At 69.5% G+C, this 25,466-nt stretch carries 25 protein-coding genes; 6 read left to right on the top strand and 19 right to left on the bottom strand.

Features of this window, described 5'->3' with window-relative positions:
- Positions 1-5 precede the first annotated feature (5 nt).
- Positions 6-1,565, bottom strand: coding sequence for a glutamine-hydrolyzing GMP synthase (gene guaA, locus ACIA8G_RS26005; RefSeq protein WP_396421231.1), 1,560 nt, complete (start codon positions 1,563-1,565; stop codon positions 6-8).
- A gap of 19 nt (positions 1,566-1,584) precedes the next feature.
- On the opposite strand from guaA, the gene ACIA8G_RS26000 reads away from it, so the two are divergent.
- Together ACIA8G_RS26000 and ACIA8G_RS25995 are read left to right on the top strand one after the other, a co-directional pair.
- Entirely contained in the window at positions 1,585-2,331 is a 747-nt protein-coding gene (locus ACIA8G_RS26000; RefSeq protein ID WP_396421230.1) for an aminoglycoside phosphotransferase family protein, read from the top strand.
- A gap of 9 nt (positions 2,332-2,340) precedes the next feature.
- Positions 2,341-3,786, top strand: a complete 1,446-nt coding sequence (locus ACIA8G_RS25995) for an aldehyde dehydrogenase family protein (RefSeq protein ID WP_396421229.1) — start codon at positions 2,341-2,343, stop codon at positions 3,784-3,786.
- Here the strand turns inward: ACIA8G_RS25995 and ACIA8G_RS25990 are convergent.
- The 8 genes from ACIA8G_RS25990 to guaB all read right to left on the bottom strand — a co-directional run bounded on the left by ACIA8G_RS25990 (position 3,781) and on the right by guaB (position 12,402).
- Entirely contained in the window at positions 3,781-5,082 is a 1,302-nt protein-coding gene (locus ACIA8G_RS25990) for an FAD-binding oxidoreductase (RefSeq protein ID WP_396421228.1), read from the bottom strand. The genes ACIA8G_RS25995 and ACIA8G_RS25990 overlap by 6 nt on opposite strands.
- The gene (locus ACIA8G_RS25985; RefSeq protein WP_396421227.1) at positions 5,066-6,316 is read right to left on the bottom strand and encodes an FAD-dependent monooxygenase; all 1,251 of its coding nucleotides are present in this window, start codon (positions 6,314-6,316) and stop codon (positions 5,066-5,068) included. Before ACIA8G_RS25985 ends, ACIA8G_RS25990 begins: the two co-directional genes overlap by 17 nt.
- A complete protein-coding gene (locus ACIA8G_RS25980; RefSeq protein WP_396421226.1) occupies positions 6,313-7,284 on the bottom strand; it encodes an MBL fold metallo-hydrolase in 972 nt (323 codons plus the stop codon). The genes ACIA8G_RS25985 and ACIA8G_RS25980 overlap by 4 nt, the downstream gene beginning before the upstream one ends.
- Positions 7,285-7,296: 12 nt before the next feature.
- On the bottom strand, positions 7,297-8,973 hold the full coding sequence (locus ACIA8G_RS25975; RefSeq protein WP_396421225.1) for an FAD-dependent oxidoreductase: 1,677 nt from the start codon (positions 8,971-8,973) through the stop codon (positions 7,297-7,299).
- 63 nt (positions 8,974-9,036) lie between these two features.
- Positions 9,037-9,255: a hypothetical protein gene (locus ACIA8G_RS25970; protein ID WP_396421224.1), complete on the bottom strand. Its 219-nt coding sequence runs from the start codon at positions 9,253-9,255 to the stop codon at positions 9,037-9,039.
- Positions 9,256-9,294: 39 nt separating this feature from the next.
- Positions 9,295-9,642 carry a hypothetical protein gene (locus ACIA8G_RS25965; RefSeq protein ID WP_396421223.1) on the bottom strand — a complete coding sequence of 116 codons (348 nt, stop codon included), beginning with the start codon at positions 9,640-9,642 and terminating at the stop codon, positions 9,295-9,297.
- A gap of 74 nt (positions 9,643-9,716) precedes the next feature.
- The gene (locus ACIA8G_RS25960; protein WP_396421222.1) at positions 9,717-10,850 is read right to left on the bottom strand and encodes a GuaB3 family IMP dehydrogenase-related protein; all 1,134 of its coding nucleotides are present in this window, start codon (positions 10,848-10,850) and stop codon (positions 9,717-9,719) included.
- A 40-nt stretch (positions 10,851-10,890) separates the two neighbouring features.
- Positions 10,891-12,402, bottom strand: a complete 1,512-nt coding sequence (gene guaB / locus ACIA8G_RS25955; protein ID WP_396421221.1) for an IMP dehydrogenase — start codon at positions 12,400-12,402, stop codon at positions 10,891-10,893.
- A 127-nt stretch (positions 12,403-12,529) separates the two neighbouring features.
- On the opposite strand from guaB, the gene ACIA8G_RS25950 reads away from it, so the two are divergent.
- Entirely contained in the window at positions 12,530-12,913 is a 384-nt protein-coding gene (locus tag ACIA8G_RS25950; RefSeq protein WP_396421220.1) for a DUF5319 domain-containing protein, read from the top strand.
- Between the two features lie 214 nt (positions 12,914-13,127).
- Here ACIA8G_RS25950 and ACIA8G_RS25945 read toward each other — a convergent pair whose 3' ends face one another.
- From ACIA8G_RS25945 to ACIA8G_RS25925, 5 genes are all read right to left on the bottom strand, one after another.
- Positions 13,128-14,009 (bottom strand): anti-sigma-D factor RsdA, encoded by an 882-nt coding sequence (locus ACIA8G_RS25945; RefSeq protein WP_396421219.1) that lies wholly within the window; start codon positions 14,007-14,009, stop codon positions 13,128-13,130.
- Positions 14,010-14,582, bottom strand: a complete 573-nt coding sequence (locus ACIA8G_RS25940; RefSeq protein WP_030471987.1) for a sigma-70 family RNA polymerase sigma factor — start codon at positions 14,580-14,582, stop codon at positions 14,010-14,012.
- A gap of 329 nt (positions 14,583-14,911) precedes the next feature.
- Positions 14,912-15,508: a response regulator transcription factor gene (locus ACIA8G_RS25935; protein WP_030471988.1), complete on the bottom strand. Its 597-nt coding sequence runs from the start codon at positions 15,506-15,508 to the stop codon at positions 14,912-14,914.
- An 81-nt stretch (positions 15,509-15,589) separates the two neighbouring features.
- The gene (locus tag ACIA8G_RS25930) at positions 15,590-16,486 is read right to left on the bottom strand and encodes a hypothetical protein (protein WP_396421218.1); all 897 of its coding nucleotides are present in this window, start codon (positions 16,484-16,486) and stop codon (positions 15,590-15,592) included.
- 12 nt (positions 16,487-16,498) lie between these two features.
- Entirely contained in the window at positions 16,499-17,383 is an 885-nt protein-coding gene (locus ACIA8G_RS25925; RefSeq protein ID WP_396421217.1) for a MerR family transcriptional regulator, read from the bottom strand.
- A gap of 237 nt (positions 17,384-17,620) precedes the next feature.
- Between ACIA8G_RS25925 and ACIA8G_RS25920 the strand changes: the two genes are divergently transcribed.
- Positions 17,621-17,917 carry a WhiB family transcriptional regulator gene (locus ACIA8G_RS25920; protein ID WP_396421216.1) on the top strand — a complete coding sequence of 99 codons (297 nt, stop codon included), beginning with the start codon at positions 17,621-17,623 and terminating at the stop codon, positions 17,915-17,917.
- A 61-nt stretch (positions 17,918-17,978) separates the two neighbouring features.
- On the opposite strand, the gene groL is transcribed toward ACIA8G_RS25920, so the two are convergent.
- Together groL and groES are read right to left on the bottom strand one after the other, a co-directional pair.
- Complete coding sequence (gene groL / locus ACIA8G_RS25915) at positions 17,979-19,601, bottom strand: chaperonin GroEL (RefSeq protein WP_396421215.1); 1,623 nt, start codon at positions 19,599-19,601, stop codon at positions 17,979-17,981.
- An 85-nt stretch (positions 19,602-19,686) separates the two neighbouring features.
- Complete coding sequence (gene groES, locus ACIA8G_RS25910) at positions 19,687-19,980, bottom strand: co-chaperone GroES (RefSeq protein WP_053737364.1); 294 nt, start codon at positions 19,978-19,980, stop codon at positions 19,687-19,689.
- A 174-nt stretch (positions 19,981-20,154) separates the two neighbouring features.
- Here groES and ACIA8G_RS25905 point away from each other — a divergent pair, with 174 nt between their 5' ends.
- Positions 20,155-21,660, top strand: coding sequence for an alkaline phosphatase D family protein (locus ACIA8G_RS25905; RefSeq protein ID WP_396421214.1), 1,506 nt, complete (start codon positions 20,155-20,157; stop codon positions 21,658-21,660).
- A 45-nt stretch (positions 21,661-21,705) separates the two neighbouring features.
- Positions 21,706-23,229 carry an alkaline phosphatase D family protein gene (locus ACIA8G_RS25900; RefSeq protein ID WP_396421213.1) on the top strand — a complete coding sequence of 508 codons (1,524 nt, stop codon included), beginning with the start codon at positions 21,706-21,708 and terminating at the stop codon, positions 23,227-23,229.
- Here ACIA8G_RS25900 and tsaD read toward each other — a convergent pair.
- From tsaD to tsaB, 3 genes are read right to left on the bottom strand one after another with little or no spacing between them, the layout of a single operon-like run.
- A complete protein-coding gene (gene tsaD / locus ACIA8G_RS25895) occupies positions 23,226-24,281 on the bottom strand; it encodes a tRNA (adenosine(37)-N6)-threonylcarbamoyltransferase complex transferase subunit TsaD (RefSeq protein WP_396421212.1) in 1,056 nt (351 codons plus the stop codon). The genes ACIA8G_RS25900 and tsaD overlap by 4 nt on opposite strands.
- Positions 24,274-24,732 (bottom strand): ribosomal protein S18-alanine N-acetyltransferase, encoded by a 459-nt coding sequence (rimI, locus tag ACIA8G_RS25890; RefSeq protein WP_396421211.1) that lies wholly within the window; start codon positions 24,730-24,732, stop codon positions 24,274-24,276. Before rimI ends, tsaD begins: the two co-directional genes overlap by 8 nt.
- Positions 24,729-25,409, bottom strand: coding sequence for a tRNA (adenosine(37)-N6)-threonylcarbamoyltransferase complex dimerization subunit type 1 TsaB (tsaB, locus tag ACIA8G_RS25885; protein WP_396421210.1), 681 nt, complete (start codon positions 25,407-25,409; stop codon positions 24,729-24,731). The genes rimI and tsaB overlap by 4 nt, the downstream gene beginning before the upstream one ends.
- Positions 25,410-25,466 lie beyond the last annotated feature (57 nt).

Raw genomic sequence — 25,466 nt, 5'->3', positions numbered from 1 at the left:
AACAGTTACTCCCACTCGATGGTGCCCGGCGGCTTGGACGTCACGTCCAGCACCACGCGGTTGACCTCGGCCACCTCGTTGGTGATCCGGGTCGAGATCCGCTCCAGCACCTCGTACGGCAGGCGCGTCCAGTCAGCAGTCATCGCGTCCTCGGACGACACCGGGCGCAGCACGATCGGGTGGCCGTAGGTCCGGCCGTCACCCTGCACGCCGACGCTGCGGACGTCCGCGAGCAGCACGACCGGGCACTGCCAGATCGTGCGGTCCAGGCCCGCCGCGGTCAGCTCCTCGCGCGCGATGGCGTCGGCCTGGCGCAGCGTGTCGAGCCGGTCCTGGGTGACCTCGCCGATGATCCGGATGCCGAGGCCGGGGCCGGGGAACGGCTGGCGCTGCACGATCGTCTCTGGCAGGCCCAGCTCGGTGCCGACGCGGCGCACCTCGTCCTTGAACAGCGCGCGCAGCGGCTCGACCAGCTCGAACTGCAGGTCGTCCGGCAGACCGCCGACGTTGTGGTGCGACTTGATGTTCGCGGTGCCCGTGCCGCCGCCGGACTCGACGACGTCCGGGTAGAGCGTGCCCTGGACCAGGAAGCCGTAGTCGCCCTCGGCCTTGAGGTCGCGCTCGGCCTGCTCGAACACGCGGATGAACTCGCGGCCGATGATCTTGCGCTTCTCCTCCGGGTCCGTGACGCCGGCGAGAGCGTTGAGGAAGCGTTCGCGGGCGTCGACGGTGATCAGGTTGATGCCCGTGGCGGCCACGTAGTCGCGCTCGACCTGGGCGCGCTCGCCGGCGCGCAGCAGGCCGTGGTCGACGAAGACGCAGGTGAGGCGGTCACCGATGGCACGCTGAACCAGCGCGGCCGCGACCGCGGAGTCGACACCGCCCGACAGCGCGCAGATGGCCTTGCGGTCACCGATCTGCTCGCGGATCCGGGTGACCTGCTCGTCCACGATGGACGAGGTGGTCCACTGCGGACGGATGCCCGCGATCTCGTGCAGGAACCGGCGCAGCACCTCCTGGCCGTGCGGCGAGTGGTGCACCTCGGGGTGGTATTGCACGCCGGCGAAACGGCGTTCGGTGTCCTCGAACGCGGCGACCGGGGCGCCCTCGCTGGTCGCGGTGACGGTGAAGCCCTCCGGCGCCTTCGTGACGGCGTCGCCGTGGCTCATCCACACCGGGTGGCTCGTCGGGAGCTCCTGGTGCAGGGACCCGCCCTCGGCCGGGACGCTCAGGTCCGTGCGGCCGTACTCGCGGGTGCCGGTCTGTTCAACCGCGCCACCAAGTGCGCGGGCCATCGCCTGGAAGCCGTAGCAGATGCCGAAGACCGGGACGCCGGTCTCGAAGAGCTTCGGGTCGATCTGCGGCGCGCCCTCGGCGTAGACGCTCGACGGGCCACCGGACAGCACGATGGCCAGCGGGTTCTTGTCGAGGATCTCGCTCACCGTCGCGGTGTGCGGGACCACCTCGGAGTAGACCTGGGCCTCGCGCACGCGGCGGGCGATCAGCTGCGCGTACTGGGCGCCGAAGTCGACGACGAGAACAGGGCGGTTGCTGGTGTCGGACACGTCGCCAAGGATCTCATGCGTGGACGGTGAACTGCTGACCGGTGGCGGGCTGAACCAGGTGTTCAGGGTGGGTGAGGCGGTGCGCAGGCCGGCCGGGCCGTGGGCGCCTCGGGTGCACGATTTGTTGCGGCGCTTGGCACCGCTGGGAATCGCACCGGTTCCGCTCGGGCTCTCCGCCGAGCACGAGCTGCTCAGCTACCTGCCCGGTGACGTTGGCCACGTGCCTCCTTCGGGCGACTCCGCGTTGGTCGAATCCGCGCTGCTGCTGCGCCGGCTGCACGACGCGACGGCACCGCTGGTCGCTTGGCCACAAACTGCGCGGCCAGCGCTTCCCTCCGGGGAGTTCACCGCTCATGCACGGGTTACGCGCGAACAAACACAGCCGCTGAACGGGTGGCAGTTCCCGGCCCGGGAGCCCGTCGAGGTGGTGCTGCACGGCGACTTCGCGCCGTACAACATCGTCTTCACGGATGGGCGACCTGTCGGCGTCTTCGACTGGGACGGCGCGCACCCTGGTCCGCGCTGGTGGGACGTCAGCTGGGCGATCATCCAGTTCGTGCTCGCACTGCCAGACGACCGCGAACGGCGCACTCGGCTGTTCTGCGAGACCTACGGGTGCGAGTACAACGCCGACCACGTGCTCACCCGGCTGGAGGACATGATTCGCACGATTCGGGAGCATCCGGCGTTCGTGTTGCAACGCGCGGAACGCCACGACGAGCACTACCGGGAACTCGCCGAGTACGTGCAGGCCAATAGGGCTTAACGTGATCCCATGGACGCGTTCACGCCGCAACCCAGGCCGTGCTGGGTCGCCGGCCGCCCCGAACAGGGCGAGCAGGCGTTAGAGGTCCTCCACCCGTTCGACGGCACGGAGGTGGCCTCGGTCGCCGTGCCGGGCAGGGATCAGGTGGAGCGTGCGGTCGCGGCGGCTCACGCGGTGGCGCGTGAGTTCCGGCGAACACCCGCGCACGTGCGGGCGGCGGCGTTGCTGCAGGTCTCGCAGGCCCTGGCGGAGCGGGCGGAGGAGATCGCCGAGACGATCACCGCGGAGAACGGCAAACCGCTCAAGTGGGCCGAGATCGAGGTCTCCCGGGCGGTCAACACGTTCCGGTTCGCCGCCGAGGAGGCGCGCAGGTTCACCGGCGGGCTGCAGCGGCTCGACACGGACGCGAACGGTGTCGGGCGGATGGCGATCGTCCGGCACGTGCCGCGCGGGCCGGTGCTGGCCGTGGCGCCGTTCAACTTCCCGCTGAACCTGGTGGCGCACAAGGTCGCGCCTGCGCTCGCGGTGGGTGCGCCCGTGATCGTGAAGCCCGCGTCGGCGACACCGCTGTCGGCGTTGCTGCTGGGCGAGATCCTGGCCGAGACCGAGCTGCCGGAGGGGGCGTTCTCAATCCTTCCCGTGCGCGGCAAGGACATGGACGCGCTGGTTCGTGACGAGCGGTTGCCCGTCATCTCGTTCACCGGCTCCACGAAGGTCGGCTGGTCGCTGATGGAGGCCGCGCCGCGCAAGCACGTCGTCATGGAGCTCGGCAGCAACGCGGCCGCGATCATCTGTCCTGATTGGACGGATCTGGACCACGCGGCGCAGCGCATCGCCACGTTCGGCAACTACCAGGCCGGGCAGTCGTGCATCGCGGTGCAGCGGGTGATCGTCGACCGCTCGCAGGCCGACGAGTTCGTGCCGAAGCTGGTCGACGCCGTCAGCGCGTTGAAGACCGGCGACCCGCACGACCCCGAGGTCGAGGTCGGGCCGTTGATCGACGAGGACAACGCACGGCGCGTCGAGGAGTGGGTCAACATGGCCGCCGACGCGGGCGCACGGGTGCTGCTCGGCGGCAAGCGGACCGGGACGACCGTCGAGCCGACCGTGCTGACCGACGTGCCCGCCGACGCGAAGGTGTGGACCGAGGAGATCTTCGGGCCGGTGCTCGTGGTCTCCGTGGCCGACGGCGTCGAGGACGCGTTCGCGCAGGCCAACGACACCAAGTACGGGCTGCAGGCCGGGGTGTTCACCCGCGACGTGCAGGTGGCGTTCTCGGCGGCCGCCGAGCTCGAGGTCGGTGGCGTGATCATCGGTGACGTGCCGTCCTACCGCGCCGACCAGATGCCCTACGGCGGCGTGAAGGGCTCGGGCACCGGACGTGAGGGCGTGCGGTCGGCGATGGAGGACTTCACCGAGGAACGCGTGACGGTGCTGACCGGGATCCAGCTATAGCCCTTGGGGGAACGCCAGCACGCGGTCCGGGTCGTAGCGGCGCGCGACTTCCCTGAGTCGCGCGAGGTTGCGGCCGTAGTAGGCGGCCGGCCAGTCGGGCATCTCCGGGTCGATGTAGCCCACGTACCCCGTGGTGCCCGCGCCGAGCCCGTCCCGCAGCGAGGCGAGCACCCGGCGCGATTCCGCTTCGGTCCGGTCGATCACCTTGACGTAGGTCTGGGCGCTCGCGATGGCATCGCGGTGCGGGAACGCCGTCGCGTCCGGCGCGACCCGGCCGATCGCGCCGCCGAACGAGTCGAACTGGACGGACGCGTCCCGTTGCCCGTCCAGCAACGTCGCGACCTGCGCGCCGGGAACGCGCCGGCGCAGCATCCGCGACGACGCGACGTACGCCGCGCCCTCTTCAGCCGCACCCGCGAAGTGGTGCATGGCCTCCAGGTAGCTCATCTCCCACACGGTCCGCTCACCGGTCGGCAGCCGGTCGAGCAACCGGTGCAGATCCTTCGCCGGGCCGACGTACGTGCCGTAGAGCTCGACCTCCGGCGGACTGCCTCCCCGGACGCCGCAGCCGGACCAGAGCTCGTCCGGGAGGTCCCCGATCCACTCCTGCCAGGCGTCGCACACGTCCGCCGACGAGCCCGCCGGAAACGTCGCGCTGAACACCGCGAGGTCCGGCGCGGGGTCCGTGCGGAAGGTGAACTGCGTGACGATGCCGAAGTTGCCGCCACCACCGCCGCGCAACGCCCAGAACAGGTCCGGTTCCTCGTGCGCGCTCACCGTCCGGAGACAGCCGTCCGGTGTGACGATCGTGGCGCTGGTCAGGTGGTCACAGGTGAGGCCGTACCTGCGGCCGATCACGCTGATGCCGCCGCTGAGCGTCAGGCCACCGATGCCGACCGAACGGCAGGTTCCGGCAGGAAGTGCCTGTCCCGCAGCGCTGATCGCCTCGTAGACCTCAAGCATGTGCGCGCCCGCGCCGATGCGGACCGAGTTGCCGCTGACCTGCACGCCGGACATGCCGCGGAGATCGACGACCAGGCCGTTCTCTGGTGCCGAATAGCCCGCGTAGCTGTGTTTGCCGCTGCGCGCGGCGATCGGGATTCGTTGGTGCGAAGCGAATTCCAGGCAAGCCTGGACGTCCTCCGGCCTGGTGCAACGGGCGATCGCCGCTGGCCTTCGGTGCGCGTAAACGGTGTTGTGCGGCAGCCGAAGGCGGTCGTAGCCAACGTCCTGCGGCAGCACGAGCCGGTCGCCGAGTCGTGCCCGCAGAGCTGCCCAGTCACCAGCCGAGGGCACGGCGCCTTGTTCCCTCGTCGTCGTTCCCGGCGACGTGCCCGTCCGGTCTGATCAACCGGCCGTCCCTGACGCCGAAGCCGGGGCCGGCGGTGCGGGATCCGGCGATGAGCTCGCCGCCGTCCGTGGTCAGCGGGGAGTTCTCGTAGGAGAACGGCGTGAACAGGTGACCCGAGTCGATCCCTTCGCCGGACTCGAGCGCTTTCTGCCTGCGTGCGTGTTCCTCTTCGTTGCCCGGCACCAGAAAGCGCATGGTGTCGCCGGTGATGCGCAGGTTCTCGTCGGCGGCGGCACCGCGTTCGGTGTTGTAGGACTCCAGTAGGCGCGGGCCCGCCTCGCCCCTGCGGTCGGCGGCGATCTTCCACGCAGCGTTGTCCGCGTCGCAGATCCCCGAGTTCAGGCCACGCGCGCCGAACGGGCTCATGACGTGCGCCGCGTCGCCCGCGAGCAGCACCCTGCCGCGGCGGAACGTCTGGGCGCGGCGCTGGTGGAAGCGGTACGTGGACTCCCAGACCACCTCGTACGGCTGGTCGCCGACGATGGCGCGGATGTGGTCGTCGGTGAGCCGGACGTCGCCGGGGACCTGCCAGTCGATCCGCCAGACGCCCTTCGGTTGCGGGTGCAGCAGGACCTGGCGGCCGGGGTTCCACGGCGGGTCGAAGTAGAAGCGGCGTTCCGGTGTCTCGAAGCCGAGGTCGACGCGGACGTCCGCGATGATGAACCGGTCGTCGAACGAGAAGCCGTCGAACGGGATGTTCAGCAGCCGCCTGACCGTCGAGTGCGCGCCGTCCGCGGCGATGCAGTGGGTTCCCCTGATTCCGTCCTGAGTGGACACTCCGTCGTCGTCCTGGGTGAGGCCGGTGACCTCGTGCCCGTAGCGGAGTTCGATCAACGGCTCGGCGCGGACGCGTTCTTCCAGCAGCTGCTCCACGACGGTCTGCGGGGTGTTCACGAACGGCGGGAAACCCTTGGCCTCCGGGAAGGTCAGGGTCAGCACCTCGCGGTCGCGGTGGTACGTGCGGCCGGTGTACCAGGTGACCCCGGCGTCGGCCACGGCCTGACCGACGCCGATCCGCTCCAGGATCTCCAGGACGTCGCGCTGCACGCAGATCGAGCGACTGCCGGTCAACGCTCGGTGCCCGGCCGCTTCCAGGACGACGCTCGGCACGCCGGCGCGGGCCAGGAAGAGTGCCGCGGTGAGTCCGACCGGTCCGGCGCCGACGACGAGCACCGTCATTGCAATGCGTCCCAGACGGCGCGGTCGCGTTCCGCGGTCCAGATCTCCGGCCAGTCCTTGCCGTCGCACTCGTCCCAGTAGCGCTTCACGTCGAACGGCAGGCAGTGCTCGAAGATCGGCCAGCGCCCGTACCTGGGTTCGAGCGTCTTGTGCGCCAGCTGGAAGGCCTGCTTGAGGGTGCCGCCCTCGCCGTGCACGCCACCGACCGTGCGGCGCAGCTCGTTCAGGAAGTGCCTGCTCTGGTTGATCGCCGCCTCGACCTCGAAGCGGTCGCGCGCGACCTTGCCCCGCCCGCCGACCAGGACCTCGGCGCCGAGGTCCCCGATCTCGTCCAAAGTGGACGTCGCCCACTCGTCGTGGAACGCGTCACCGGTGTAGAGGGCGGCCTGCGACTCGACCAGGTCACCGGCGAAGAGGATGCGCTGCTGAGGCAGCCACGCCACGATGTCGCCCGCCGTGTGGCCGCGTCCGAGGTGCTGCAGCACGAGGTCGCCGCGTTCGTCGCCGAGCGGGATCGTCATGCGGTCGGAGAACGTGAGCGTCGGCCAGGTGAGGCCGGGGATCTCCTCCGGCTGCTCGAAGAGCCGCGGCATGCGCCCGTACTCGCTGGCCCAGTCCTGCTGGCCGCGTTCGGCGATCAGCACGCGTGTCATCTCGTGCGCGACGATCTCCTGCGCGTCGAACGCGCTGGCGCCGAGCGTGCGCACGGCGTGGTAGTGGCTGAGCACGAGGTACCGGACGGGTTTCTTGGTGTGCTTGCGCAGTGTCGTGAGCCACCGACGCGCGGCCGCGGGTGTGGCGCGCGCTTCGAAGCAGATCAGGAAGTCCTCGGCCTCGATCGCCCCGACGTTGGGGTCGCCCTCGGCGGTCAGGGTGTAGACGCCCTCGGCGAGCTCGACGAACACCTCGTCCTTCGGAGCGAGGTCGGCGCTGGAGGCGAATGGCTTCTTCGGCGGCTTTTTGGCCATACCTCCACCGTGTCAGGACGCCTTCACGATCGGCAACCGCAATGCGGCTGGAGCTTGCTCCGGCACCGCCGGGTTCTTCGGCTTCGTCGGGTTGATCCTCTTGTAGGCCTGGTGCTGCTCCGGCCGCTGGTCCTGCTCACCCTTGTTCGGCCACAGCGAGAACGCCCGCTCGGCCTGCGCGGTGATCGTGAGGCTCGGGTTCACCCCGAGGTTCGCACTGATCGCCGCACCGTCCACAACGGACAGACCGGGGTAGTTGAAGACGCGGTGGTACGGGTCGATCACGCCGTCCTGCTCGGTGGACGCGATGGCGCAACCCCCGATGAAGTGCGCGGTCAGCGGGATGTTGAACAGCTCGCCCCACGTGCCACCGGCCATGCCGCCGATGTGCTTGGCGGCCAGCAGGTTCGCCTCGTGGCCCGCCGGGATGAACGCCGGGTTCGGCTCGCCGTGGCCCTGCTTGCTGCTGAGCTTGCCGCGCTTGAGGAACGTGGTGATGGAGTTGTCCAGGCTCTGCATCACCAGCAGGATCACGGTCCGCTCGCTCCACCGGTGCACGCTGAGCAGCCTGAGGAGCTTCAGCGGGTGCTTGATGGCTTCCTTGATGAACTGCAGCCACCTGGGCGTGCTCGCCGCACCGTCCGTCGCGAGGGTCTGCAGCATGCCCATGGCGTTGCTGCCCTTGCCGTACCGGACGGGCTCGATGTGCGTGATCTCGTCCGGGTGGATGGACGACGTGATCGCGACGCCCCTGGTGAAGTCGTTGTCGGGGTCGACCGAGTAGCGTGCGGCGCCGATGATCGACTCCGAGTTGGTCCTGGTGAGCTCGCCGAGCTTCGTCGAGATCTTCGGCAGCGTGGTGGCCTTCGCCTTGTGCAGCAGCTGCTGGGTGCCCCACGTACCCGCGGCCAGCACGACCTGACCTGCGGTGAACGTGGCTTTGCCGCGGCCGCCGGTCTGCTTCGTGTCGATGGTCCAGCTGCCGTCGCGCTCGGTGAGCCTGGTGACCGTGGTCAGCGGGAAGACCTTCGCGCCGAGCTGCTCCGCGAGGTAGAGGTAGTTCTTGACCAGGGTGTTCTTCGCCCCGACCCGGCAGCCGGACATGCAACTGCCGCACTCGGTGCAGCCCGTGCGGGTGGGCCCGGCACCGCCGAAGTACGGGTCCTCGGCCGGCTTGCCCGGCTCGCCGAAGAACACACCGACCGGCGTCGGGTGGTAGCTGTCCTCGACGCCCATGTCCTTCGCGACCTTCTGCATGACGACGTCGCTCGGGGTGGTCGTGGGGTTGGTGACCACGCCCAGCATGCGGCTCGCCTGGTCGTAGAACGGCTCCAGCTCGTCCTGCCAGTCGGTGATGTGCGCCCACTGCCGGTCTTCGTAGAACGGCTTGAGCGGCCGGTACAACGTGTTGGCGTAGACGAGGCTGCCGCCGCCGACGCCCGCACCGGCCAGCACCATCACGTTGCGCAGCAGGTGGATGCGCTGGATGCCGAAGCACTTGAGCTGCGGCGCCCACAGGTACTTGCGGAGGTCCCAGCTGGTCTTGGCGAACTCGTCGTCGGCGAACCGGCGGCCGGCCTCGATCACGGCGACGCGGTAGCCCTTCTCGGTCAGCCGGAGCGCGGCGACGCTCCCGCCGAACCCGGAGCCGACGATGACGACATCGAAGTTACCGGCGAGTTCACCCATGAACCGGAGAGTAGGCGTTACTTCCGGTAACGCCTAGTCCCCGATCGGTTCAGAGGGCGCGGTTCAGAGGACGAGGCCCTCGATGACCCACACCATGAACGCCACGACCAGCGCGGTGATGACCAGGCCACCGCAGATGAACAGGACCAGGGCCATCCAGCCGATGCCCTCCTCGGGCGCTTCCGGCAGCTCCTCGACCTCCAGGACCTCGGCGTCCGAGTCGATCGTGTCCACATCACTGCTGTTGTTGCTGCTGTCGGCGAACAGGGTGTCCAAGTCCATGCTTGTGAGGACGCGCGAGGCCCCCGGCCGGTTGCAAGATCAGCTTTGTGCCCAGGCCGCGACCGGGAGGCTGAGGTAGACGCCGATGTCGTCCAGGCCGGTGGCCGCCTCGATCGCCTCGCACAGGTCGTCCACGCGCTCCTGGCGGTTGGCGGCCCTGCTCTCGAACCACTTGGAGCGCACCTCGACCACCACGTCCATGCCACTGGTGTCGAACGGGCCGTTGGGGTGGAACCGCAGTTCCACGTCGCCTGTTCGAAGGTCGCCGTCGTAGGGCTCTTCCGGGCATTCGACCGCGACCGAAACGGCGTGCGGCAGCATCGCGGCGAGTTCCTTCAGTGCGGCGTGCGGGACGTGGGGTGCGTAGGTGATGTCGACGAGCGGCACCCTGCCAGCAAAGCAGAAAGGCGCGCCCCCGCAGGAGCGCGCCCTTCGCAGTGATCTTCTTCTCTGGGATCCGATCAGCCGCGGATCGTCAGGCCGACCTTCTGGAACTCCTTGAGGTCGGAGTACCCGGTCTTGGCCATGGCCCGCTTGAGCGCGCCGAACAGGTTCGTCACGCCGCGCGGGTCCGCGGACGGCCCGAACAGCAGCTTGCGCAGGTCGAGCTCCTGGTCCACGGCCTCGGCGACCAGGCTGCGCGGCACCGACGGGTGCGCGGAGGCCGCCGTCCAGTACAGGCCCTGGCCGGGCGCCTCGGTCGCGGCGGCGAGGGGCTCGCCCAGCATGACCGCGTCGGCACCGCAGGCGATGGACTTCGCCACGTCGCCCGAGGTCATCGCACCACCGTCGGCGATGACGTGCACGTAGCGGCCGCCGGTCTCGTCGAGGTAGTCACGGCGCGCGGCCGCGGCGTCGGCGATCGCGGTGGCCATCGGCACGCCGATGCCCAGCACGGTGTCCGTGGTGGTGACGCCCGGCGAGTAGCCGTAGCCGACGATCACACCCGCCGCGCCGGTGCGCATCAGGTGCATGGCCGTGCGGTAGTCGCCGACACCGCCGGCGATCACCGGGACGTCGAGGTCCGCGATGAACGACTTCAGGTTCAGCGGCTCGCCGTCACGCGACACGTGCTCGGCCGAGATGATCGTGCCCTGCACGACCAGGATCTCGACGCCCGCGGCCAGCAGGTCCGGGGTCAGCTCGGCAGCGCGCTGCGGGCTGACGCGGGCCGCCACCGTGACGCCCGACTCGCGGATCTGCTTGATCGCCTCGGCGATCAGGTCCATCCGCAGCGGGGCCGCGTGCAGCTCCTGCAGCACCTTCACGGGTGCCGCCGGGTCCTCGTTGTCCTCGGTCGCCTGCACGAGGCGGAACAGCGCCTCGTCCACGTCGGCGTGCCGAGCCCAGAGACCCTCGGCGTTCAGCACACCGAGGCCACCGAGCTCGCCGACCGCGACCGCCGTGCCCGGCGACACGATCGCGTCCGTCGGGTGGGTGATCAGCGGGATGTCGAAGCGGTAGGCATCGATCTGCCACGTGGTGGAGACGTCCTTCGACGACCTCGTCCGGCGGGACGGGATGATCTCGATGTCGTCCAGCTCGTAGGCCCGCCTCGCGGTCCGGCCCATGCCGATCTCGACCAGATCGCGCACCTGTTGTTCCTCTCCAGAGCTCTTGAACGGCCGACAGACCCTAACGGGTTGTGTAGTTCGGGGCTTCGACGGTCATCGTGATGTCGTGCGGGTGGCTTTCCTTCAGGCCCGCCGCGGTGATGCGCACCAACTGCTGGTTCTGCAGCTCGGCGATCGTGTGGGAACCCGTGTAGCCCATGGCCGCACGCAGACCGCCGTTGAGCTGGTGCACGACCTGCGACAGCGGGCCGCGGAACGGCGTGCGGCCCTCGATGCCCTCGGGGACGAGCTTGTCCTCGTTGAGCACGTCGTCCTGGAAGTAGCGGTCCTTCGAGAACGACTTGGCGTCGCCGCGCGACTGCATCGCGGCCAGCGAGCCCATGCCGCGGTAGGTCTTGAACTGCTTGCCGTTGACCAGGATCAGGTCGCCGGGCGCCTCCTGGGTGCCCGCGAGCAGCGAGCCGAGCATCACGGCGGACGCGCCGGCCGCGATGGCCTTGGCGATGTCGCCGGAGTACTGGATGCCGCCGTCACCGATCACCGGCACACCGACGGGGGTGCAGGCGAGCGACGCCTCGTAGATCGCGGAGATCTGCGGCACACCGACACCGGCGACGACCCGCGTGGTGCAGATCGAGCCGGGACCGACACCGACCTTCACGCCGTCCGCGCCCGCGTCGACCAGCGCCTGGGCGCCGGCCCGGGTCGCCACGTTGCCGCCGACGACATCGGCGGAGTCGCCGAGCTCCTTCTTGATGCGGGCGACCATCTCGAGCACGCCACGCGAGTGACCGTGCGCCGTGTCGACCATCAGCACGTCGACACCCGCGTCCGCCAGCGTCATCGCGCGGACGAACGAGTCCTCGCCCACACCGACCGCGGCGGCGCACAGCAGGCGGCCGTCCGGGTCCTTGGTGGCGTTCGGGTACTGCTCGGTCTTGACGAAGTCCTTGACCGTGATCAGGCCCTGCAGCTTGCCGTCGCCGTCGACGATCGGCAGCTTCTCGACCTTGTGGCGGCGCAGCAGGCCCAGCGCGGCGTCGGCGGACACACCGACCTGCGCGGTGACCAGCGGCCCCTTGGTCATGACCTCGATCACGCGCTTGCTGTGGTCGAGCTCGAACCGCATGTCGCGGTTCGTGATGATGCCCACCAGCTTGTTGTTGGCGTCCGTGACCGGCACGCCGGAGATCCGGTAGCGGGCGCACAGCGCGTCCACCTCGGCCAGCGTGGCGTCCGGCGAGCACGTCACCGGGTCGGTGACCATGCCGGCCTCTGACCGCTTGACGGTCTCGGCCTGGCGCGCCTGGTCCTCGATCGAGAGGTTGCGGTGCAGCACGCCGATGCCGCCCTGGCGAGCCATCGAGATCGCCATCCGACCCTCGGTGACCGTGTCCATGGCGGCGCTGGCCAGCGGAATCTTGAGGGAGATGTTGCGCGAGATCCTGGTGCTCGTGTCGACGCCACTGGGGACGACGTCAGACTCGGCAGGCAGCAGGAGCACGTCGTCGAAGGTCAGTCCCAGCATGGCGAACTTGCTCGGGACTCCGTCAGCGTTGAGCTCGCTGGTCATAGCGGGTGACATGCCTTCCGTCGTGCGGTCGCTCCTCCTCCTGCGAGTGCGGGTTTCCGCAGGCGGAGGCGGTGCGACACATGGTATCTGGACGACCGCGGGGGTACGGCGGGTACCGTGCGGGGTCGTGCCGCACGACGCGTTGCCACCAGACCCCTTCGCGGGGGACCCCGAGGACCCCGCGCGAGCTCTTGGCGAGCCCGACCACGACCACGCCCCGATGGACGACGACGAACGGACAGAGCTGGTCAGCGACCTGAGCGACCTCGCCGTCTACCAGGCTCTGCTCGAACACCGCGGGGTGCGCGGCATCGTCGTCGACTGCGGCGAGTGCCAGGAACCGCACTTCCACGATTGGGCACTGTTGCGAGCCTCACTCGAACAGCTGCTGGCCGACGGCCGGATGCGGCCGCACGAGCCCGCCTTCGACCCGGATCCCGGCGCCTACGTCAGCTGGGAGTACTGCCGCGGGTACGCGGACGGTGTGACCGCCACCGAGTCGGCCCGCTGACGGGAGCGGCCAGAGGCGCGCTGCCGGGCACCGGTGGCGAGTCGCCCGCTGACGGGAACGGGTGAGAAGGCGTGGCCCACCGAGGGCGCGTCGAACCAAGCCGTCCACATTCCACCTGACGTGTGAACGCCCGAGCATGTGAACGGCCCCTGACCTCGAAAGATCAGGGGCCGTTCACACTGCGTCTCACTTGGCGTCCCACCTGGGCACGAAATCAGTTCCCAGGCTCCAGCGACTGCCCGTTGCTCCCGCTCGACCCGGCCGTCTCCGACCCGGGCTCAGGCGCGGGCGGCGGTGGAACCACCGGCGGTTCGGCGTTCGACGTCGGCGGCGGAGGCGTCGACGAGGTCGAGGACGCGGGCGGCTGAGAGGTCGGCGGCTCGCTCGACGGGGTCGAGGGCGGCGTCGACGTCTCGGTGGGCTTGGTCGGCTGCGGCTTGGTCGGCTGCGGCGTCGTGGGCGACGTCGAAGACGTGTTCGTGTTGAGCTCGTTCTCGAGCTGCTTGTGGTCCTGCTCGAGCTCGGCCTTGCCGTCCGCGGTGGACACCGAGCCCAGGCTCGCCTCGACCTTGTCCAGCTTCTCGCGGGCCTCGCTGACCTTGCCCTCGCGCAGTGCGAGGCGGGCCGAGTCGAGGTCGTTCTTGACGATGGCCGCCGCTTCGATCGACTTGGCGTGCTCGGAGTAGAGCACCCGCGTCAGGCCCCAGAGGGCGTCGCCGGGCTGGGCGTCGCGGGCCACGAGGCTCACGCCGGTGAAGGCGATGGCCAGGACCGCGGCGGCGCTCGCCAGCGGGATCAGGAAGCGGTGCCTGCTGACCGGCTGCGGGCGGGCAGCCTGGATCGTGGCGATCGCGGTCTCGGTGTCGACGAGCTCGCCGAACGGCGCCGTCTCCACCTCGTGCCGCCACGAGAGCAGCAACGCGTTCAGCTCGTCGTCGACCAGGGAACCGGCCGCACCTGGCGTCGCGGACCCCAAGGCGTCCAGGAGCCTGTCATCGGCCTGCACAGCCGAAAGATCATCTCCGACGGGTTCGTGCGGGGTTCTACCGTCCTGTCCGCGCACTTCCTCGTCGTCCTTCCCGTGCTCGTCGGCCACTCAGACCACCTCCTCCGCTGCCAGCGATTTGCGGAGCCGAGCCAGCGCACGATGTTGCGCCACCCGGACCGCCCCAGGAGTCGAACCGACCGCCTCGGCAGTTTCCTCGGCAGAGAGTCCGACCACCACCCTCAACAGCAGTATTTCCCGCTGCTTCTCCGGCAGGACGCGCAGTAGTACAGCCATCCGATCGGAGAGTTCGCCCTGCATCGCCCGCTGCTCCGGACCAGCTTCGGTCTCCGGCGCGTCGGGAACTTCGGGTACGGGCTCGGAGCGGTTCCTGGCGGCAGACCGATGTGCATCGGCAACCTTGTGCGCCGCGATCCCGTATACGAACGCGAGGAAGGGCCGACCCTGATCGCGGTAGCTGGGCAATGCCGTGAGCACCGCGAGACACACCTCCTGGGCCACATCGTCCGCCGAAGCGAAGCTTCGCTCCTGCCTTCCAACTCTGGCACGGCAGTACCGCACCACCAGAGGACGAATGGAGGCCAGCAGGCGTTCGATCGCCTGGCGGTCGCCGTCGACGGCCGCGCCCACTTCGGCGTCCAGTCCGTCCCCCAAGTTGGTCATCGCAGACAACAGCCCTGGTGTTACTTGTTGGCGTACCGACATAGAACAACACGAGTCACTCACGGCGACTCGTTGCAGCTGCACTCACCGTACCGGTCTTCGCGCCTTCTGTTCATCAGTGGGGTATAGACACCCCCTGTGACCAGCCGACACGCCGAACGGCGTACAGCCCGGCGACATTGTCACCGGGCTGGGCTATTTGCGCGACCTGAAGAATCACCCAGCAGACTGGTGAGCCGTCTCACGCCACCGGCCCCGCGTCCCCACATGCGGCATATGAGGACGCGGGGCCGGTGCGGCAAGTCACAGGTCTCGCATTAACAGGTGAACTACTGGACGAGACCGCGCCGGAAGCCGTGCGCGACCGCCTGAGCGCGGTCACGGACTCCGAGCTTGCGGAAGAGCCGACGCGCGTGCGTCTTCACCGTGTCCTCCGACAAGTAGAGCTCGCGGCCGATCTGACCGTTGCTCTTGCCCTGGCTCATGCCGCGCAGCACCTGGAGCTCGCGCTCCGTGAGCTGCACGCCGGGGTCGGAGGGCTGGCGCGGTGCCGGCACCGAGGTGCTGGCGAGCGTGTGCGCGAGGGCTGCCACAAGCTCTGGACGCGACGCGTCCCACCTCAGGTAGCCGCGAGCGCCACCGGCGATCGCGGCGGCGATGCTGCCGGCGTCGTCAGGTGCTCCGAACACGATGACGTTTGCCTGCGGGTTGGCGGAGACGAGCCGACGGGTAGCTTCAACCCCGGTCGGGACGGCGCGCTGGGTTCCCACCAGGACGACGTCGACCGGCTGCCTTGAAAAGCGAGCCAACAACTCGTCACCGTGCGCTACGCAGTCGATGCGGCTAACCCCGGGGACAGCCGACATCACGCGGGTGAGACCCTCCCGCACACTGCGCCGGTCGTCGCAAATAAGGACCGTGGTCACGGGGACTCCTTTCCTGCAGCCGAGTGACGTTCCATCTCCCCTATCGGACGCTCGTGGGCCAACCTTGACACGATCCGGTGCTTAATCCGTCAAGAAGTTCGTCTGAGGGTCTGCATTCGGGGGTTCCCCGGAACGGAGCAGCCCACTCGGCACCCACGGGGAATCAAGAGCGACCTGACGGCTGACGGGATCAGCTCTCCGTAACACGCAGCTCAGAGCCTCCGTCGCCCGGTCGATGGCGACTGCGCCCACCGTGGTGGCATGACCCACCAGGACGAGAGCGCTCGGCCAGATCAACGGATGAAGCCCCATCGTGGCACTGTGATTTAGCTCACACTCGACTAGTTCAACCCCTCTGGTAAGGCCGTCGGGTGTCCCCCACACGACCAACGAGGTACCGAGAACGAGTGCCGACTTGAGCTCGTGCCGGAGGGCCTTTCTGCTCGTCGCTACGCCGTACGCCTCCTCGGCGGGGGCCACCGCGGCGTGCGCCCGACCGGACGCCAGCTCAACCTCTGCGGATACCCAGCCCCGCCGGACCGAACCCCGCCAGGAGCCCGTGGTCCCCACGAGTGCGAGCAAACGGCGGGCTTCGACGAGCCGTCCGGCCCCGAGCGAGTCGGCGGCGAGCCCGAGCAATGCGTCTGTTCGGGCACCGTCCGCGTCGATCCCGTCCGGATCGCCACCACCGGTGGTCCGAACGCGCGCCAGCGCCGCGCCGTCGAGCGGACGGGCGAGGTGGTGGGCGCCGAGCTGGCGGAGGTGCGAGGCGCGGGTGGAGAGGGCCAGCGAGGCGATCACGGGGTCGGGATCCAGGCGCAGCCGGTCGAGCACGGTGGCCGCGGCCGCGTAGTGGCCCTGACCGCCGAGGACGACGGCGGCGAGCCAGCGCAGGCGTGGACTGGCGGCGGAGAGCGCGGACCAGACCTCGCGGCCGGGTGAGTCACCGAACGCGGCCCGGCGCAGCTCCTCTTCCACCAGAGGAGTCTTTCAGGTGACCGCTGCCTCGACGGCGGCCACCGCGGCGGCGAGGTCGTCCACCCGCTCGGCCGGCGCCGTCACCACGCCCCGCCGCCAGCCAGGACCACCCACGAACAACCGCACCTGCTGCCGGGTGCGTGGCAGACCGGCGAGCACGCCCGGATCGGCGTAGCGGGGCAGCTGTGCCCAGAGCAGCACCGCTGAAGGGGCGGTCCGGCGCATCGCCGAGCCCAGCGCGTCCACCGGCAACGCCGCGCCGAGCTGCCGGACGATCACGCCGCGATGCGCGAGCTCGGCCGCCAGCGGATAGAGCGGGAGGTTGTGCCTCTCCTCCGGCATGCACGCCAGCAGCACGGGCCGATGGTTGCGCCCAAGGGTGACGAGTGGTGTCGCACGCACGAACGACGCGAGCACGCACTCGTTCAACAGGTGCTCCACCTCGACGCCGGCACCGGACAGCTGCCACCGGGCGGAGACGGCGGTCAGCACCGGGCGCACGACCTCGTTCCAGGTGGCGATCACGCCGTCGGAGGCCAGCGAGTCGGCGAGCATCCCCTGGACGGCGATGGAGTCCATGGCGACCGCCGCGCGGCCGAGCCCGCGCGCCAAACGAGACGCTCCGGGCATTTTCAGGCCGCGCCCGCCGCCCGACGGTGCAACCGGAATCTCACCGTGCGTCATCGTCGATCTTGAGTCGAGCGCGAAGCGGGCGGCCTCAGCCGACGAGGCGCCACGAAGAAGAGCGCGCTGCATCAGTTCGAGGCGAGCCACGTCGCGCGGCCCGTACTTGCGGTGCCGGCCGGTGGTGTGGCCGCTCGGACCGAGGCCGTAGCGGCGGTCCCACGTGCGAAGGGTGGCGGGAGCCACGCCGAGTCGCCTGGCCACCGCGGCCACTGAGAGAAGGGGCTCACTCGTGTGACTACCGGCAGATCTCTGCTCCGGCTGTGTCATCACGGGAGCCATGTTCCGTTCACCGGACCGTGGCGGCAACTCCGGGCGGTGAGTGATCGAACACGCGTGCCGTCACCCATCAGTTGATAAGGGTCTTCAGCCTCTTGAACAAGTATTGAAGCGGTTCTACGGTGGATCATCGTTAAGCCGAATGGAGCAGTCGTCACGGAGGCGGTCTCGATGGCGGACACCCGAAGGCTCCCCGGTCCCAACGCAGATCTGTGGGACTGGCAGATGCGCGGTTCGTGCCGGGGTATGGACAGCGCGTTCTTCTTCCACCCCGACGGCGAACGGGGTCCGGCGAGATCCCGCCGGGAGGCCCGTGCCAAGGCAGTCTGCCTCGCCTGCCCGGTGCTGGAGTTGTGCCGCAAACACGCGCTGGCAGTGCAGGAACCGTACGGAATCTGGGGCGGGCTCTCGGAATCGGAGCGCGACCACATCATCAAGTCACGCAAGCGTCAGCTGGCAATCGTCTAGCCGAAAAGAAGAACGGGCGGCACCTCGGAGGTGCCGCCCGTCTTCGTTCGAGTCCGAGAACTCAGTGGCCGTGGCCGTGCCCGTGGCCGTGACCCGCTGCGGCGGGCTCCACCACCTTCTTCTCCACGACGGCGCTCTCGGTGGTGAGCACCATGCGGGCGATCGAGGCGGCGTTCGCGACAGCGGAACGCGTGACCTTGACCGGGTCGATGATGCCCTGCTCCAGCAGGTCGCCGAACTCGAGCTTGGCGGCGTTGATGCCGAAGCCCCAGTCTCCCTCGCGGACCTTGTTCACCACGACGGCGCCCTCGAGGCCGGCGTTCGCGGCGATCCAGAACAGCGGCGAGGACAGGGCCTTCGCGACGAGCGCGACACCCGTGGCCTCGTCACCGGACAGGCCCAGGCCGCCGTCCAGCACCTTGGCGGCGTGGACGAGCGCGGAACCACCGCCGGGCACGATGCCCTCCTCGACCGCGGCCTTGGTAGCGGCGACCGCGTCCTCGATGCGGTGCTTGCGCTCCTTGAGCTCGGTCTCGGTGGCGGCGCCGACCTTGATCACGGCGATGCCGCCGGAGAGCTTCGCGAGGCGCTCCTGGAGCTTCTCGCGGTCCCAGTCGGAGTCCGTGGCCTCGATCTCGCGGCGCAGCTGCTCCGCGCGGCCGGCGATGTCGGCCTTGGCGCCGCCGCCGTCCACGATCGTGGTGTCGTCCTTGGTCACGACGACGCGGCGGGCGGAGCCCAGCTGCTCGAGCGTGGTCTCGGCGAGCTTCAGGCCGATCTCCGCGGAGATCACCTCGCCGCCGGTGACGACCGCGAGGTCGTCCAGGAACGCCTTGCGGCGGTCACCGAAGAACGGCGCCTTCACGGCGACGACCTTCAGGGTCTTGCGCACGGCGTTGACCACCAGCGTGGACAGGGCCTCGCCCTCGACGTCCTCGGCGATGATCAGCAGCGGCTTGCCGGACTCCGCGACCTTCTCGAGGATCGGGAGCACGTCGGCCAGCGCCGAGATCTTCTCGCGGTGCAGCAGGATGCGGACGTCTTCGTAGACGGCCTCCTGCGCCTCGAGGTCGGTCGAGAAGTGCGTCGACACGTAACCCTTGTCGAACTGCACGCCCTCGGTGATGACGAGCTCGGTCGCGAGCGTCGAGGACTCCTCGACGGTGATCACGCCGTCCTCGCCGACCCGCTCGATGGCCTCGCCGAGCAGCTGGCCGATCGACTCGTCACGGGACGAGACGGTGCCGACCTGGGCGATGTTGTCGCGGCCCTTGACCGGGGTGGCCTTCGCCTTGAGCGCGTCCACGACGGCGTCGGCGGCGGCCTGGATGCCACGGCCGAGCGCGGTCGGGTTCGCACCCGCGGCGATGTTGCGCAGGCCTTCCTTGACCAGCGCCTGCGCCAGCACGGTGGCGGTGGTGGTGCCGTCACCCGCGACGTCGTTGGTCTTGGTGGCGACCGACTTGGCGAGCTGCGCGCCGAGGTTCTCGAACGGGTCGTCCAGCTCGATCTCGCGAGCGATGGTCACACCGTCGTTGGTGACCGTCGGGCCACCGAACTTCTTGTCGAGGACGACGTGGCGCCCGCGCGGCCCAAGGGTGACCTTGACCGTGTCCGCGAGCTTGTTCACGCCGCGCTCGAGAGCCCGACGAGCGTCCTCGTCGAAGCTGATCTGCTTGGGCATTTAACTCAAAGCCTCTCTGGGTAGCGAAACGCCCCGGTAGCCCCGGGATGGGGCGCCGGGGCGTCAGGCATGTCAGCCGGTCGTCTTAGTTGACGACGGCCAGCACGTCGCGAGCGGAGAGGATGAGGTACTCCTCGCCGTTGTACTTGACCTCGGTGCCGCCGTACTTCGAGTAGATGACGACGTCGCCGACAGCAACGTCGACCGGGACGCGGTTGCCCTTGTCGTCGATGCGGCCGGGGCCGACCGCGAGGACCTTGCCCTCCTGGGGCTTCTCCTTCGCGGTGTCCGGGATCACGAGGCCGGAGGCAGTGGTCGTCTCAGCTTCGGAAGCCTGGACGACGATCTTGTCCTCGAGCGGCTTGATGTTCACGCTCACCGGGATGACCTCCACGGGTCGTTGGCAGGTTTCGTTTGGAACGGCTCCTGCCACCCCGCCGTCGCGGGGGTCGGGGCGGTGCTGGTGCCGTGCACTTGGCACTCTACCCACGAGAGTGCCAACGCTTCAACGAGGCCCCCGAACCGATCACCGGGTGGGAGCCGTATTCAGGGCATGTCCACCTTGACCCGCCGCACGCTGCTGCTCGCCGGCGTGGCGGGAGTCACAGCCTTCTCGGCCGCCGCATCCGCCCGGCCGGCCGACCCTTTCACACTCGGTGTGGCCTCGGGCGACCCGGCACCCGACGGGGTGGTGTTGTGGACCCGACTGGCCCGCGAACCGCTCGCCGAGGACGGGATGGGCGGCATGCCGGCCCGCTCGATCGAGGTGTTGTGGCAGGTCGCCCACGATGACCGCTTCACCCGCGTGGTCCAGGACGGCTCGACCTGGGCTCGACCGGAGGAGGGCCACAGCGTCCACCTGGAGCTCTTCGGGCTCGAACCCGGCCGCGAGTACTTCTACCGCTTCAAGGCGCTCGGTCACCTGTCGCGGACCGGCCGCACCCGCACCGCGCCCATCCAGTCCGCGCTGCACGTGCCGTTGACGATGGCCTTCGCGTCGTGTGCGCAGTGGGAGCACGGCTACTTCACGGCGTATCGCCGGCTGGCCGAGGACCAGCCCGACCTGGTGCTGCACCTCGGCGACTACACCTACGAGTACGAGAGCGGCATCCACGTCGCGCCGCAGGGCAACGTCCGCCGCGTCGCCGGGCCGACCACCACGACGCTCGCGCACTACCGGCAGCGGCAGGCCCAGTACAAGACCGACCCCGACCTGCAGGAGGCGCACGCCGTCGCGCCGTGGTCGGTGGTCTGGGACGACCACGAGATCGACAACAACTGGGCGGGGCTGCTGCCCGACAAGCCGCAGCCGAACTTCCTCGCGCGCCGGGCCGCCGCGATCCAGGCCTACTACGAGAACATGCCGATCCGCAGGTCACCGAGGCTGTACCGGCGGATCAGGTGGGGCTCGCTGGCGACGTTCCACATGCTCGACACCCGCCAGTACCGGACGGACCAGGCCTGCGGGGACGGGTTGCAGCTCTGCCCGGAACGGCTCGCTCCCGAACGGACGATGCTCGGCGCCGCGCAGGAGGACTGGCTGTTCAACGGGTTCCGCGGGTCGTCGGCGCGCTGGGACGTGCTGGGGCAGCAGGTGTTCTTCTCGCAGTACGACTACATCCCCGGCGACGTGGACAAGTTCCTCCTGGACGCGTGGGACGGGTACGTCGCCGATCGCGACCGGGTGGTGGCGGCCTTCGCGGATGTGCGCAATCCGATCGTGGTGACCGGTGACGTGCACGCGGCGTGGGGTGCGGAGGTCAAGCAGCGGTGGGACGACCCGTCGTCGAAAACGCTCGCGACGGAACTGGTGACGACGTCGATCACGGCCGGTGGCGACGGCTCCGAGGAGTACGCCGAGACGCCGTTGTGGCTGCGCGAGAACCCGCACGTGAAGTACTTCAACAACCGCCGCGGCTACACGTTGACCAGATTCACGCCCGATGAGCTGCGCACGGACTTCCGCGGGCTGGACTACGTGACCCGGCCTGGCTCGCCCGTCCGCACCAAGGGGTCGTTCGCGGTGGAGGACCGCGTTCCAGGGCTCCACAGGCTTTAGGCAAGCGTTTACCTGATAGCCACCCTGGTGGGTGAGGGTCTCACCATGACTCGAGTGACGCGACGCGCACTCCTCATCGGGGGACTTGCGCTCACCACCGTCGGCGCGGGGTCGGCAAAGCTCATCGACCCGTTCACTCTCGGCGTCGCATCCGGCGACCCGACCTACGACGGCGTCGTCCTGTGGACGCGCCTGGCACCCACCCCTCTCGCGGAGGACGGCATGGGCGGCATGCCGTCCCGCGTCGTCGAGGTGAAGTGGGAGATCGCACTGGACGAGCGGTTCCGGCTCGTCGTCCGGCGCGGCAAGGCCTACGCACGGCCTGAAGAAGGCCACAGCGTCCACGTGGACGTGCGTGGGCTCCTGCCCGGCCGCGAGTACTTCTACCGCTTCTCTGCGGAGGGGCATCTCTCTCGTACCGGCCGCACGCGCACCGCCTTGGCGCCGTGGGCGCTGGGCAGCGGGCTCACGACGGCGTTCGCCTCGTGCTCGCAGTTCGAGCACGGCTACTTCACCGCCTACCGCAGGCTGGCGGAGGACCAGCCCGACCTGGTGCTGCACCTCGGTGACTACCAGTACGAGTACACCAAGGGCGCGTACGTGGCACCGGGCGGCAACCCGCGTGACCACGAGGGACCGGAGACCGAGACGCTGGCCAACTACCGGCAGCGGCACGCGCAGTACAAGACCGACCTCGACCTGCAGGAGGCGCACGCCGTCGCGCCGTGGTCGGTCGTCTGGGACGACCACGAGATCGACAACAACTGGGCGGACGAGGTCTACGAGAAGCCGAACATCCCGCAGCCGAACTTCCTGGCCCGGCGGGCGGCGGCGTTCCAGGCCTACCACGAGAACATGCCGATCAGGAACAAGCCCAACGGCATCGACCTGCAGCTCTACCGGCGGATCCAGTGGGGTGGGCTGGCGAACTTCCACATGCTCGACACCCGCCAGTACCGCGACGACCAGGCGTGCGGTGACGGGCTGAAGGCGTGTCCGGAGCGGCTCAATCCGACCCGGACGATCACCGGGGCGCAGCAGGAGAAGTGGCTGCTCGACGGACTACGGCGCTCGCACGCGCGTTGGGATGTCTTGGGCCAGCAGGTGTTCTTCTCGCAGCTGGACTTCACGCCCGGTGGCGGTGAGACCAACAACATGGACGCGTGGGACGGCTACGCCGCGAACCGCGACCGTGTGGCCGCCGGGTTCTGCCACACGCGCAACACCGTCGTTCTAACCGGTGACGTGCACACGGCGTGGGCGGCCGAGGTGAAGGAACGCTGGAACGACCCGACTTCTCGCACGGTCGCGACCGAACTGGTGTCGACGTCGATCACGTCCGGCGGTGACGGCTCGGAGACCCGTCCCGAGACGCCGGCGTTGCTCGCGGAGAACCCGCACGTGAAGTACTTCAACAACCGCCGCGGGTACGTGCGCACTCGCTTTACCGCACGTGAAGTGCGGGCGGACTTCCGCGGCCTGGACTACGTGTCGAAGCCCGGAGCTCCGGTGACCACGAAGGCTTCCTTCGTGATCGAGGACCGGGACCCCGGGCTCAACCGCGTTTAGTGGATCTGGACCGTGCTGACCGGAAGGCCCGGCTTGGTCGACAGGTCCATCGGGGACGGCTTGGCGCCCGCCGCGACGAGGTGGGCGCCGAGCGCCGCGATCATCGCGCCGTTGTCGGTGCACAGCCGAGGCCTCGGCACGCGCAGTTCGATGCCCGCCTCGGCACAGCGCTCGGCCGCCAGGCCGCTCAGCCGCGAGTTCGCCGCGACACCACCGGAGATGACCAGCGTGTCGACCTTCAGGTCCTTCGCGGCACGGATCGCCTTGGCGGTCAGCACGTCCGCGACGGCCTCCTGGAACGACGCGGCGACGTCCGCGAGCGGGATCTCCTCGCCAGCTCGCTCGGCGCGCTCGACCCAGCGGGCGACGGAGGTCTTCAAGCCGGAGAACGAGAAGTCGTACTTCGCGTCGCGCGGGCCGGTGAGGCCGCGCGGGAACGCGATCGCGCATCCGTTGCCCTGCTTGGCGAGCTTGTCGATGGGCGGGCCACCGGGGTAGGGCAGGTCGAGCAGCCTCGCGACCTTGTCGTACGCCTCACCGGCCGCGTCGTCCACAGTGGACCCGATCTCGGTGATCGAGTTCGCCAGACCGCCCTCGACGAGCAGCAGCTGCGAGTGGCCGCCGGAGACCAGCAGCGCGAGGCAGCGCTGCGGCAACGGGCCGTGCTGCAACGTGTCCGCGGCGACGTGGCCGGCCAGGTGGTTCACGCCGTACAGCGGCTTGCCGAGCGCGGCGGCGTACGCCTTCGCGGCGGCCACACCGACCAGCAGCGCGCCCGCGAGGCCGGGGCCCGCGGTGACGGCGATGGAGTGGATCTGGGAGAGCTCGACCCCCGACGCGTCCAGCGCGCGGCGCATCGTGGGGACCAGCGCCTCGAGGTGGGCGCGCGAGGCGACCTCCGGCACGACACCGCCGAAGCGGGCGTGCTCCTCGACGCTGGAGGCGACCTCGTCGGCGAGCAGTTCGAGCGCGCCGTCCGGACCGAGCCGGACGATGCCGAAGCCCGTCTCGTCGCACGAGCTCTCGATGCCCAAAATCAAGCGATCAGACACTTTGAGCAGGCCTTCCCATCGTGTACGCGTCGGCACCCGACGGCTGGTAGTAGCGGCGGCGCAGGCCGAGGTGTTCGAAGCCGTGCGCCAGGTACATGGCGATCGCGGGCTCGTTGTCCGTGCGGACCTCGAGGTAGACCGGCACGCCGAGCTCGTCGACGCGGGTCAGCAGGTTTCTGAGGAGCATCTTGCCGACGCCCCTGCCCTGCCAGTGCCGCACCACGGCGATCGTGTGGACGCTCGCCTCGTGCTGGCTCGCGGCGAGCCCGCCGTAGCCGATGAGCTCGTTGTCGCTGTACGCGCCCATGTAGTAGTTGCCGTGGTCGAGCTCGCTGTGGAACGCGTTCTCGCTCCACGGGTCGTCGTTCGGGAACAACGCCAGCTCGATCTCGTGGCACTTGGGCACGTCGGCGTGCTGCAGAGGCGCGAGCGTGACGGTGCCGATGGTCATGCCCTGGTCACCCGCTTGCGCCCGACCGGCTCGACGGCGTCCGGCCGGCGCAGGTAGAGCGGGGTGAGCGCGGCCGGGCGGGCCTTGGCGAGCACCTCGGCGGCCGCGGCGGCGACCAGGCCCTCCGGGCTCGGGTGCTTCGCCCCGAGCAGCTCCAGGCCGAGGATCTCCTGGTAGATCTCCGCGCCCTCACCGGTGGCGTGACGCACGCCCAGGCCAGGCAGCTTCTCGGCGAGGTCCTGCGGCCGTTCGACGTGCGGGCCGTCGGTGCGGCGACCAGCGGCGTCGTACGCGGCCCAGTAGACCTCTTTGCGCCGGGCATCGGTGGCGACGAGCAACGGGTGGCCGCTGGCCGCGTCCTTCGCGATCGCGTCGGTGGTGGCAACCGGGTAGACCGGGCGGTTGAGCGCCTGGCCCAGGGCGGCGGCCGTCGCGAGGCCGACCCTCAGGCCCGTGAAGGGCCCCGGACCTGCGCCTACGACGATGGCGTCGAGGTCGGCGAACGTGTGGCCGGCCTCGGCGAGCGCGTCGCTGATGTGCGGGGTGAGCAGCTCGCCGTGCGCCTTGGCGTTGAGCGTCACCCGCTTCGCGAGCAGGCGCGGCGGGGAGTCAGGCGCGAGTTCGACCACACCGGCGGTGACTGCGGGGGTGGCCGTGTCGACGGCGAGCACTAGCACGATTGTCCAGAGTAGTACGTGTGTCAGACCACACTTCCGATGCGTCCTCAAGGCAGT

The organism is Lentzea sp. NPDC051213 (assembly GCF_044455585.1).
In the GTDB taxonomy this organism is placed as follows: domain Bacteria; phylum Actinomycetota; class Actinomycetes; order Mycobacteriales; family Pseudonocardiaceae; genus Lentzea.
This window is presented reverse-complemented; position numbering and strand designations above follow the sequence as displayed.